This window comes from Halomonas sp. I5-271120 (assembly GCF_030553075.1).
Lineage (GTDB): Bacteria > Pseudomonadota > Gammaproteobacteria > Pseudomonadales > Halomonadaceae > Onishia > Onishia taeanensis_A.
The window spans coordinates 958,006-969,345 of record NZ_CP130701.1; the positions used below are offsets into that span (position 1 = coordinate 958,006).

8 protein-coding genes are annotated in these 11,340 nt (G+C 60.4%); 2 read left to right on the forward strand and 6 right to left on the reverse strand.

From position 1 onward, the window contains the following. Positions 1-134 precede the first annotated feature (134 nt). The gene (locus tag Q2K57_RS04195; protein WP_258395942.1) at positions 135-1,808 is read left to right on the forward strand and encodes a BCCT family transporter; all 1,674 of its coding nucleotides are present in this window, start codon (positions 135-137) and stop codon (positions 1,806-1,808) included. Between the two features lie 116 nt (positions 1,809-1,924). Here Q2K57_RS04195 and Q2K57_RS04200 read toward each other — a convergent pair whose 3' ends face one another. The 5 genes from Q2K57_RS04200 to dctP all read right to left on the reverse strand — a co-directional run bounded on the left by Q2K57_RS04200 (position 1,925) and on the right by dctP (position 8,930). Next, complete coding sequence (locus Q2K57_RS04200) at positions 1,925-2,653, reverse strand: 3'-5' exonuclease (protein WP_112053650.1); 729 nt, start codon at positions 2,651-2,653, stop codon at positions 1,925-1,927. Positions 2,654-2,678: 25 nt separating this feature from the next. Next, the gene (locus Q2K57_RS04205; RefSeq protein WP_112053651.1) at positions 2,679-4,571 is read right to left on the reverse strand and encodes a DUF294 nucleotidyltransferase-like domain-containing protein; all 1,893 of its coding nucleotides are present in this window, start codon (positions 4,569-4,571) and stop codon (positions 2,679-2,681) included. A gap of 220 nt (positions 4,572-4,791) precedes the next feature. Continuing rightward, the gene (locus Q2K57_RS04210) at positions 4,792-5,187 is read right to left on the reverse strand and encodes a DUF4168 domain-containing protein (protein ID WP_112053652.1); all 396 of its coding nucleotides are present in this window, start codon (positions 5,185-5,187) and stop codon (positions 4,792-4,794) included. Positions 5,188-5,421: 234 nt separating this feature from the next. Then, a complete protein-coding gene (locus Q2K57_RS04215; RefSeq protein ID WP_304526164.1) occupies positions 5,422-7,620 on the reverse strand; it encodes a TRAP transporter large permease subunit in 2,199 nt (732 codons plus the stop codon). A gap of 143 nt (positions 7,621-7,763) precedes the next feature. Next, complete coding sequence (dctP, locus tag Q2K57_RS04220) at positions 7,764-8,930, reverse strand: TRAP transporter substrate-binding protein DctP (protein ID WP_112053654.1); 1,167 nt, start codon at positions 8,928-8,930, stop codon at positions 7,764-7,766. 596 nt (positions 8,931-9,526) lie between these two features. Here dctP and Q2K57_RS04225 point away from each other — a divergent pair. Then, positions 9,527-10,312, forward strand: a complete 786-nt coding sequence (locus Q2K57_RS04225) for an EAL domain-containing protein (RefSeq protein ID WP_112053655.1) — start codon at positions 9,527-9,529, stop codon at positions 10,310-10,312. A gap of 123 nt (positions 10,313-10,435) precedes the next feature. Here the strand turns inward: Q2K57_RS04225 and purU are convergent, their stop codons facing one another. After that, positions 10,436-11,314, reverse strand: coding sequence for a formyltetrahydrofolate deformylase (gene purU, locus Q2K57_RS04230; RefSeq protein WP_112053969.1), 879 nt, complete (start codon positions 11,312-11,314; stop codon positions 10,436-10,438). Positions 11,315-11,340 lie beyond the last annotated feature (26 nt).

An 11,340-nucleotide genomic window follows, 5' to 3' on the forward strand; every position in this document is an offset into this window, starting at 1 on the left:
CAAGCACTGATCTTGACGATGCCGGCTGAATGGCGCCCCGCATCAAGGCATCGTTCTTTACTGCTGCGTCCGGTGGCTGGCGCGTGGCCGAATCGAGACAAACCACTTACCGAAAATCGCAAGGGAGACGTCTAGTGTCTAAACAACCCAACGACGGCAAACCCAAGGCGCCGGAAAATGGCGGTACCGAGGGAATACCGGCGCCAGAGGGCCCGGCTAACCTGATCGATACTGACTATGTGATCGGCCAGGACAACATCACCGCCTCCCCCCTGGGAATCGATGTAGATCTGCACGGCAAGGTCTTCCTCTTCTCCTCCCTGGTGATTCTGCTATTCGTGATCGCGACAATGGCCCTCCAGGACCAGATGGAACCGATCTTCAACAGTATGTTCAGTTTCCTTACCACGAAACTGAGCTGGGTCTTCCTGCTGGGGGCCAACGTTTTCGTTATTCTAGCGGTCGTGCTGATATTCACGCCGCTCGCCAAAGTGCGCATCGGTGGGGCGGATGCCAAGCCCGAATTCGGCTATCTGGGCTGGTTTGCGATGCTATTTGCTGCCGGTATGGGCATCGGCCTGATGTTCTATGGCGTATCTGAGCCGTTGACGCACTTCGGCACTGCTATGGGCGGCATCAGCGTCGAAGACGGCATTCGTACCGACTGGGCACCGCTTGGCGCTGCCGCGGGTGACCAGGCCGGTGCCATCGACCTGAGCATGGCGGCCACCATCTTCCATTGGGGCCTGCATCCTTGGGGCGCCTATGCGATTGTGGGTCTCTCGCTGGCCATATTTGCCTATAACAAGGGCTTGCCCCTGACCATGCGCTCGATCTTCTACCCGATCCTGGGTGAGCGCATTTGGGGCTGGCCGGGCCATGTGATCGACATCCTGGCCGTCTTCGCCACCCTGTTCGGCCTGACCACCTCACTCGGCCTTGGGGCCACTCAGGCGTCTGCGGGTCTCCACTACCTGTTCGACGTCCCCGATACCAACACCACACTGATTCTGCTGATCATGGGCATCACCGCGGTCGCCCTAGGTTCGATTCTGCTGGGGGTGGACAAGGGCGTACAGCGTCTCTCCCAGATCAACATGATGCTGGCCTTCTTGCTGCTGGTCTTCGTGATCGCCGTCGGGCCGACACTCATGATCGCCACCGGCATATTCGATAATCTGCTGGGCTATGTGCAGAACCTGCCGGCGCTATCGATGCCCTTCGGCCGCGAAGATGCCAACTTCAGCCAAGGCTGGACCGCCTTTTACTGGGCATGGTGGATTGCCTGGTCGCCGTTCGTCGGCATGTTCATCGCCCGCGTTAGCCGCGGTCGTACCGTGCGGGAATTCCTGATCTCCGTCCTGCTGGTGCCGTCACTGGCCTCGGTAGTGTGGATGACCGCCTTCGGCACCACCGCCATCGATCAGGTGGTGAACCAAGGCATCACCAATGTGCAGGATGCCGCTCTGGAACTGCAGCTGTTTACGATGCTTGAGTACCTGCCGCTGACACAGATCACCTCCTTCATCGGTATCGTGCTGGTCATCGTGTTCTTCGTGACATCCTCCGACTCCGGCTCGCTGGTGATCGACTCCATCACCGCTGGCGGCAAAGTTGATGCGCCGAAGCCACAGCGCATTTTCTGGGCGCTGATCGAAGGTGCTCTCGCCATCGCGCTGTTGCTTGGCGGCGGGCTGAACGCCCTTCAGACGGCTGCCCTGACCACCGGCCTGCCGTTTACTATCGTACTGCTGGTAGGCTGCTATGGAATCGTCAAGGGCTTGATGTCCGAGCCACGAAGCCACTAAGGCGGTGTCATCAGGCGACAAACCTGAAGACGATTAAGCAGAAGCACCAAGGGCGGCCTATTTAGGCCGCCCTTGATCGTTTTGGGTCACCGAATATCGTCCGACCGCTCACCCGCTCAGTGCCAGAGTTGATGAAGCGGCGTTTCGGGATCGAAGTGCGTCGCCAACTGAGCCTGAAAAAGCTCGGCGGTCGCCAGGGCATCGACCAGTGCATGGTGCCCCTGATAGGCCGGCAAGCCATAGCGCAGCCGGCTGTCATGCAGGCGTATCGAGGCCGGCGGCCGGCCCATCCAACGCTTGAAGCGCGCCCACCACGACTGGCGATGCAGCCTGGCCTCCAGCGACATGGTATCGATCACCGGGAAGCGCACGCCCTCTCCGCGACGCGACTTCACGCTCTCATCCAGGAAGGGCCGTTCGATATGCCGGTAGTGCACCACCACCAGGTGTCCAGCCAGGGCGTCGAGCAACTCATCCAGAATCTCATCCAGGTCCGGCGCCTCGGCGATTTCCGAGTGGGTGATGCGGTGAAAGGTGATCGAGCGCTTGCTCAGCGGGCGCCGTGGCTTGACCACCCAGTAACGGCGCTTGGGCAAGAAGATACGCTGCTGAGTGAAGGGAACCAGGCCGATGCTGACAATGGAATGACGCCTTGACTCGAGACCGGTGGTCTCCATGTCCAGCGCTACCAGCGGCACCTGCCCGATCGGCATGTTCGGATCGAGATCATAGGCGGCGAAGAAGCGCCGGAGGGCAGGATCACTGACCTGGCTGGCCCGGCTGGCGAGATACTCGGGCCAGGCATGCTGGTCGACCTTGGCGTGACGAAACGGCAACTTGGACATAGACCTTCGCGACGTTGGTTAACCCCTAGGGCAAGGGGTAGCGGAACTTCAAGAACTTCTGGGCATTGCTCAACACCTGGAAAGCATCCTTGAGGTTGTGCCGCTCGGTATCAGAGACGTTTTCAGGCTCGATATTATTGTCAGGTTCTCGCTCTTCCTCGATATCGATGACCTGGTGGCGAATACGCACGATGGAGATGAACTCCATGGCGTAACGGATGCGTTCGCTGGAACGTCCTACCAGCAGTTGGGTCTGGGCAATGGCATCGAGCCGGTCGAAGGAGTTCTGGGCCCGAGACCCACAGGCCAGCGCATGGACGCGAATCAGATCGACCATCGGCGCCGTCCCACGGCGCTTCAGGTTGATCGAGTTATTCTGCTTGCCGTCCTTTTCCATCACGAAGGTACGGAAAAACCCGAGCGGTGGCGTGCGATTGAGGGCATTGCGCGCCATGGCTGCCAGAAAGCGCGGGCTCTTCGAGGCCTTATCGGCGACCAAGTCCTGAAGCTGCTCGACGAAGTCCTCCTCGCCATAGACATGATCCAGATCGAAGAAGATCGAACTATGCAGCAGACGCTCGGGGTTGGGATCATCGATCCAGTCGTTGAAGTACTTCTTCCAGACCCGCAGCGGCTGCCGCCAGCGCTGGTTGGTGGCCATGATATCGCCCTTGCAGTAGGTATAACCGCAAGCATCCAGCCCGTCGCTGATTCTCTGCGCCAGGGTCAGGAAGTACTCATCATGCTGCTCGGGGTCAAAGCTGTCATCAATGACCAGGGCGTTATCCTGATCGGTCACGATGGCCTGCTCGTTGCGCGCCATCGACCCCATCACCATGAAGCAGTACGGGACCGGCGGTGGACCCAGTTCCTCCTCGGCCAGCTCAATCAGTCGCCGGGTGAAGCTACGGCCGATGGTCGACAGGGCGCTGCCCACCATCTGCGAGCTCGCGCCGTCGGCGACCAGGCCGACGAAGGTGCGCCGCACGTCGGCCCCCAGCCGCGCCAGGCCCTTGTGGCTGGTCTGATTGAAGATATTGTTGACCAGATACAGGCTGCTGTTGGTCTCGTAGCGGATGATATCCGAGAGATGCAGCATCCCGACCGGACGGCGACGATGCAGCACCGGCAGGTGGTGGATGTTGTTGCGCAGCATGCATAGCATCGCTTCATGCACCGACTCGTCGGACTGGATAGCGATCAGATGAGGGCTCACCACCTCGGATACCGCAGTGGCGGCATCAAGCCCGGCGGCCAACACTCGGGTACGCAGATCCTGGTCGGTGAGAATGCCCAGCGTGTGCCACTGTTTGCCATCAGCCAGCACGAAGGACCGCGCTGAGGCCTCGTCCTCGGCTCTCAGCACCAGCACCGAAGACACGTTCTGCTCGCACATCTTCGCGGCCGCCGCCTGGATGGTGGAATCAGCCTCGATCATCACCGGCAGGCGCGAGACCAACTTTCGCACCCGGGTCGTCATCATGGTGTTGTCGTGGTGCTGATGGTCCACCGTCGTCTCGAGGCGCGGGCGGCCTACCTCGACGAAGTCGGCAAACATCTCATCGGCATCGCAGAGACGACGGAACAGCTCACCGGGGATAAAATAGACCAGAGTGTCTTCGATCGCCTTGACCGGGAAGCGAACCTGCTGATTCCTGAGCAGGTCGAAGTAGCCAAAGATATCGCCCTCGCCGAAGCGATTGAACAACTCCCCGTTGCGCCGATAGACCTCCACGGCGCCGCTGCGGATATAGTAAAGATCCTGCGTCGGCTGGCCGTCCTCACAGATCATGGTGCCGGCGCGGAAATACGTGACCTCTACGGCACCGGCCACCTCGTCGAGCAGATCGTCGCTGAGCGTATCGAAGGGCGGATTGCCCGCGATGTGCTGGCGAATTTCCAACAGTTCCACTTCCATGCTCACCGCCTCGCCTTGGGTGTCTAGTCGGGTCTCTAGAATGTAAGGAGAATTTGAATCAGTTCGTCCTGCATCAGGATGCCTTGAGGGCTCAAGTCTCCAACGCCCGCCAGGAACTGTAAAGAGCTACCCCGCGAGGAAACACTCAGGCATGAAAAAGGCCACCCGAAGGTGGCCTCTTTCATGACGCGACCGGCTCAAACATGACCGGGTACAAGCATCATTCGGCTTGCGGTTCGACCATGGCCTGGACCCGCTTCATCAGCTCAGGATCCTGCTGAATGGCCTGGCCGATGGCATTGAAGGTGCCAACCTCGAGACCACTATCCTCGACGATGCTGACCATATCCTTGTTGGCCTCCATGCGAACTTCCTGCTTGGCGGCCTCGTCCTTGGCGTTCTGCAGGCGCTCGGTGTACTCACGAGAAACGCTGGCGATTTCCTTGGAGGCGTCGGCGAACTTCTGAAGCGTCTCGTCGGAGAAGTCAGTGGCCGGTGCGGCCGCCTGGGCTTGTGCAGCCTCGGAAGAAGCGGCGTCTTCTTGCGCCATGGCAGGCGCGGACATTATACCGGCGCTCAGCAGCGCAGCCGTAAACAGGGCAGTCAGGCGTTGCATCTAAAAAATACCTCCAAGGGAAATACAGTGTATGTAACTAGTATGGGACGACACAGAGCCGCTGACGTTCAACTGTGCCATGTAAAAAATTGCAACGACAGGGGCTGTCGCACCGGATTTCGACCACAACAGGGCTGGGTGCAATGCTCGGACCTTAGCGCTATGGGCCGCCAGGCAGACGCCTGGCGGCCTTTGTCGGGCGGCTTACTTAACCAAAGCCCTTAACCAAAGCCCTTAGCCATAGGCCAGGCCAGGCAACCAGGTCACCAGTGCCGGGAAGAGGATGACCAGCAGCAGACCCAGCGCCTGGATGCCCAGGAACGGGAAGGACGCCCTGAATATCTGGCCCATGGTGATATGCGGCGGACACACGCCCTTGATGTAGAACAGCGCGTAGCCAAACGGTGGACTCAGGAAAGACATCTGCATGTTGACCAGATAGATGACGCCGAACCACAGCGAGACATCGGCCGGGTCCACCCCGGGCAGCCCGAAGACGCCATCGAAGTTCAGGCCCTGGATCAACGGCACGAAGATCGGCACCGCCAGCAGCAGAATACCGACCCAGTCGAGGAACATGCCCAGCGCCACCAGCAGCACCATCATCAGAGCCAGGACCGCATAGGGACCGAGGCCGGCGCCGGAGATCAACTCCTGCACGAACTGCTGGCCGCCCTGAAGGATGTAGAAGCCGACGAAGATGCTGGCGCCGAAGATGATCCACATCACCATCGCCGATGCGACCAGCGTCGTCATGCAGGCAGCATGCAGGTTCGGCCAGGTCAGGCGACGGTGCATGGCAGCCACAACCAGGGCGCCGAAGGTGCCGATGCCGGCCGCTTCCACTGGGGTGGCGATACCGGTGAAGATAATGCCGAGCACCAGGACCACCAGAATGATCGGCGCCAGCATATTGCGCAGCAGACGCAACTTCTCCTTCATGTCGACCCGTTCCTCGACCGGCATCGGCGGCGCCATCTTGATGTTCAGCGTGCCGCGCAGCCAGCAGTAGAAGCCGTACATGAAGGCCAGCATCAGGCCGGGAATCAGCGAGCCGAGGTAGAGCTCACCCACCGACTGCTGGGCGATGACGCCATAGATGATCGCGAGTATCGACGGTGGGATCAGGATGCCCAGGGTCCCGCCGGCCATGATCGAGCCGATGGCGATCTCAGGGTCGTAGTTGCGCTTGAGCATCGCCGGCAGAGCGATCAGGCCCATGGTCACCACCGCAGCCCCAATCACGCCCACCATGGCGGCCAGCAGGGTCGAGGCGATGACGGTAGCGATGGCCAGGCCGGCCTTGAGACCGCCCATCCACTTGTAGACGACGTCGAACAGCTCCTCGATGATCCCGGCCTTCTCCAGGACCGAGGCCATGAAGATGAACAGCGGAATGGCCGACAGCTGGTAGTTGGTCATCATCGGGAAGATGCGCGACGGCATCAGGTTCAGCATGGCCTGATCGCCGACCAGGTAGAGAAAGACCACCCCCAGGCCACCGGTAACGAAGGCCAGCGGAAGGCCCGCCACCAGCACCACCATCAAGGCGCCGAACATCACCAGCGTCAGACCACCGATACCGACCGAGCCCAGGCTGTGCTCGATGCTGAACGGGAGACTCTCATAATCGGTGACCGCGACGTTGACCATCTCGAACAGGGTCCAGGCGCCTAGCACAACGGCGATGACCAGCAGCACGCGGGCGAAGGTCCGGCTGCCCTCATGCAGGCGCCAATGATGGCGGCATGCCTGGATGTCACGAATCAGTTGGCCAAAGCCCTGCAGCAGCAGCAGCAGCGCGCCGAAGAAGAGCATGAACTTCACCGGATAGAACTGAATGGCCCATTCGGTAAAGGACGTCTCGTTGGCATAGCTCGAGCCGAAGAAAAGCTCATCGCTCACCGACTGGGAGAAGAACGTCCAGCCGGTCACCATCAGCGCGATGGTGAAGATGAAGAAAAACACCGACGTCAGTACGTCCAGCGCCGCCCTGTTCACCGGTTTGGCACGCTGATAGAGGATATCGACGCGCACATGTCCACCCTCGCGCAGGGCGAAGGCGCCGGCGACCAGGTACTGCATGCCGAACATCAGCGTCATCGACTCGTGGACCCAGTTGGTCGGCGAGTTGAAGGCATAGCGCAACAGCACTTCATAAGCGAAGGCGAAGGGAGCAACCAGTGCCCAATAGGCCACGTAGCGACCGGAAAACCCGGAAATCCGGTCGACGATGGTGGTGAACAGGTTACCGGGGGGCTTGTAGCCGACCTCGGCTTCACCGCTGCTGGGCAACTCGCCAGTGTCTCCGCCATCAACGCTGGCACCGCGGCGGAAGCTGCGATCGACGAAGAACATTACTATCAGCGGCAACAGCAGCAGCACCGCCCAGTAGAGCCAGTGCGGCAGTACAAAATTGATCTCAAGATTCATGGGTACTCCTCCGCGATACCATCAGCTCCCGGCGATGGCAACGGAACATTGAGTCTAGGGGATGCGGGATAGGCAGTGATCACGCCCTATTGCCGGGAGCTGCAGCCCGTAGGCCACAGCCCCCGACAGAGGGGCAGGCAGACTTACAGGTTGAGTTCGTAGTCCTTGATGTCTTCCGGGGTGATCAGTGCCACCGCCGGGTCCATCATGGTATCCAGGTGCGCCTTGAACAGGCGTGCCGCATCCTGGTCCTTGTTGGCCCACTTGAACCACAGCGGGAGAGCCACTTCACGGAACCGTGACGCATCTTCCTCGGTCAGGTGGATGATCTCGACGCCCTTCTCCTTGTACTTCGGCCAGGCCTCGGCGTTGGCCTTCTGGATCGCTGCATAATGCTCGCGGGAGTATGCCGCCACCAGGTCGTGCATCAGGTCCTGAGTCTTGGTCGACATGCGCTCGAACACACGACGGTTGACCGCGATGTCCATCAGGTCGACGGCCTGATGCAGGCAGGGCGTGGAGGGCGGCCCCATGATGATGTAGTCGGCGACCTGCCAGAACCCCAGCTCATAGTTGACCGCTGCCCCCACATAGTCGGCAGCGTCGATGGTGCCTTTCTCCAGCGCCGGGTAGACCTCAGAGCCCGGCAGCAGAGTGGTACGGGCGCCCGCAGCGGCGAAGGTCTCGGCAACGATGCCGCCCGGCATACGCAGCTTGACCCCTTTGAAGTCGTCGAAGCTGCGCAGCGGCTTCTTGGAATGGATCAGGTTCATGTCATGGTGGACATAGCCAAGCAGTTCGAGCCCCTGTTTGCGATACAGGTCCTTGGCGAGTCCGAAGCCGCCATAGGCGCCGAACATGATGTCCCACTGGTGGGGCATCGACAGGCCCATCGGATAGGCGGTCAGGAACACGCCGGCGGGCATCTTGCCGGGCCAGTAAACGGTGAACCAGTTCTGGCCATCCAGCACGCCGTTGCGCACTGCATCGGCTACCTCGAAGTCGCCGGCCACCGCACCCGCCGGAAACGGCTCGATGGTGACTTCACCGCCGGTCTCCTCGGCCACGCGCTTACACCATGTTTCGAAGATGCTGTAGCCTGTGGTGCCCGGCTGCCAGGAAGACTGCATACGGATTCGAATGCTCTCCTGGGCCTGGGCGTTGCCGATCCAGGGGGCCGCCACCGCGGCCGCGGAGCCTAGTGCGGCGGTCTTGAGGAAGCTGCGGCGACTGGCCGGCGCCTTGGTAAGCGTGTCGGTCGATGAAGCGACATCGGTGATCAAGCGAGAGGGATGCTTGTCATCTTGCATGGCATGAACTCCTGGGATGGCATCTCGTATCGGGAGGACGAGATGAGACTTTTTTTGTTCTCCCCGTCGGGGACGGGACTCGCATATCGGCAGATTCAGCACACCTGAGCCACTGATACCGCCGTCGTTCATTCACGACTACAAACTAGCGAAAAACGCCGGTCGCGCCAGACCCTCCCAAAGCAGTACATCAACGCTAACAGTCGAAAAAATTGGTCTTACCATCGCGCCAGGCATTGCCAGCAAAGGGTTTTGGAAATATTTTCCGGTTAATGCCAATCGATGATTTCGCGGCCTTTTACGACCAAAGAACGACGGCAAAAGGGTTTCCGCGACCTGCCATACGTCGATATCTGGCCGCCAGAGACCAGAAACGCCACCCTCTGCATCGCGCAAAACGCCATGAGGGTGATAAAAAAGGTAGGAATGTGAGGTGGGAGATATCGGCCGCACTTAAAGCTTCAGCGAGAGAGGCCGATATATAGCGCAGCAGTGAACCGTGCTGAAAGAGTTGCCGAAAAGGGACTTGACCACATCCTTTTGGATACTGCCTCCTGTGTTGCTATACGCCGAATAATGCCGAAATGGATGACAACATGGCGCGATGTGCTAGACATGCCCACTCCTGTGGCCGCTGTGATGGGCCCCTGCCCTTCGACTTCACGATGGCGTTCCAGCCAATCGTCGATCTTGAGGCGGGTCGCATTCACTCCTACGAGGCCCTGGTTCGCGGCCTTCAGGGGGAGTCGGCGGGTAGCGTAATCGGCCAGGTCTGCGACGACCTCTTGTATCGCTTCGACCAGGCGTGCCGGGTCAAGGCCATCGAGCTGGCCAGTCGGCTGGATATGCGCGAGCCGCTCTCGATCAACTTCATGCCCAATGCTGTTTACGAGCCGGAAGCCTGCATTCAGGCAACGCTGGAGGTCTGCAAGCGAGTGGGATGGCCTACCGAGCGCATCAACTTCGAGATCACCGAGACCGAACTGGTGCAGGACCGCCAGCACCTGCGCAGCATCATCGATGCCTACCGGGCGATGGGGTTCACCACGGCGCTGGACGACTTCGGCAACGGCTATGCCAACCTCGACCTGCTCACCGACCTGCGTCCGGACACCCTCAAGCTCGACCGGGAACTGGTACGGAACTGCGACCAGGACCGCCGCCGTCAGGCACTGGTGCGGGCGGTGCTTGGGCTCGCCAGCGAACTTGAAATCCAGTTGGTGGCCGAGGGCATCGAACGTGAAGAGGAAGCGCTATGGCTTCGCGATCACGGGATCTACCTGCAGCAGGGCTTCTTCTTCGCGCGCCCCGCATTGGAAGCGTTGAGCCCGGGGCTCTCAAGCTCTCTCAAGGCCTTGCGGGGGAAGGCCTTGAATGCCTGACGGCCATTCCGTGGCCGGCATCTGGGCTCGTGATGGCGACAGAATGCCGGCGACGTGATGGAGGTCTACGAGCCTTGCTCAGCACAACTAACTCAGCACAACTAACTCAGCACAACGCCCAAACTAGCGGGTAAACACCACCGTGCGGCGCTTATTCAGGAAGACGCGTCGTTCCACGTGGTAGGACACGGCCCGAGCCAGCGTCAGACACTCGACGTCGCGGCCCTTGGCCACCAGATCCTCGGGATAGTCGGCATGGCTGACCGGATCGACCCCCTGGGTGATGATCGGCCCTTCGTCGAGATCGTCGTTGATATAGTGAGCGGTGGCCCCGACCAGCTTGACGCCCTTTTCATAGGCCTGATGGTAGGGCTTGGCTCCCTTGAACCCGGGCAGCAGTGAGTGGTGGATGTTGATCGCCCGACCGCTGAGCTTCTTGCACATCTCACTGGATAGTACCTGCATGTAGCGGGCGAGTATTACCAGTTCGGCGCCGGTGTCCTGCACCACCTGCCATACCTGGGCTTCCTGTTCGGCCTTGGTCTCTGGCGTGATCGGAAAGTGGTAATACGGCAGGTCATGCCAGGCGGCCAGCGGTTCGAGATCCGGATGGTTGGAAACCACCGCACGGATGTCGATGGACAGCTGGCCGGTACGATAGCGATACAGCAGGTCATTCAGGCAATGGTCGGCCTTGGACACCATGATCACCACCGGCAGCCGCGCGCCGGGGGCGGTCAGCTCGAAGGCCATATCGAACTCCCCGGCCCGCGCAGCGAAGTCGGCTTGAAAAGCCCCGGCGTCAAACTCGGCGTCCATGGGGCGGAACTCGGTTCGAATGAAGAACCGCTCGGCATGGCGGTCGTCAAAGGACTGCTGCTCGGTGATGTAGCAGCGGCTCTCCTTGAGAAGGCGGGTCACCACGTCCACGGTACCCAGGCGACTGGGACACTGGGCGGTGAGGACCCAAGTCCCGTCGCTCTTATCGATACTACGATTCATGTGGCTCATGGGATGTCTCCAGACAA

What these genes read in the sequence shown, in the direction of transcription:
- Q2K57_RS04210 (WP_112053652.1), bottom strand. Translation starts at nt 5,187, where the DNA reads ATGCAACGCCTGACTGCCCTGTTTACGGCTGCGCTGCTGAGCGCCGGT.
- dctP (WP_112053654.1), bottom strand. Translation starts at nt 8,930, where the DNA reads ATGCAAGATGACAAGCATCCCTCTCGCTTGATCACCGATGTCGCTTCA.
- purU (WP_112053969.1), bottom strand. Translation starts at nt 11,314, where the DNA reads ATGAATCGTAGTATCGATAAGAGCGACGGGACTTGGGTCCTCACCGCC.
- Q2K57_RS04215 (WP_304526164.1), bottom strand. Translation starts at nt 7,620, where the DNA reads ATGAATCTTGAGATCAATTTTGTACTGCCGCACTGGCTCTACTGGGCG.
- Q2K57_RS04225 (WP_112053655.1), top strand. Translation starts at nt 9,527, where the DNA reads ATGGCGCGATGTGCTAGACATGCCCACTCCTGTGGCCGCTGTGATGGG.
- Q2K57_RS04205 (WP_112053651.1), bottom strand. Translation starts at nt 4,571, where the DNA reads ATGGAAGTGGAACTGTTGGAAATTCGCCAGCACATCGCGGGCAATCCG.
- Q2K57_RS04200 (WP_112053650.1), bottom strand. Translation starts at nt 2,653, where the DNA reads ATGTCCAAGTTGCCGTTTCGTCACGCCAAGGTCGACCAGCATGCCTGG.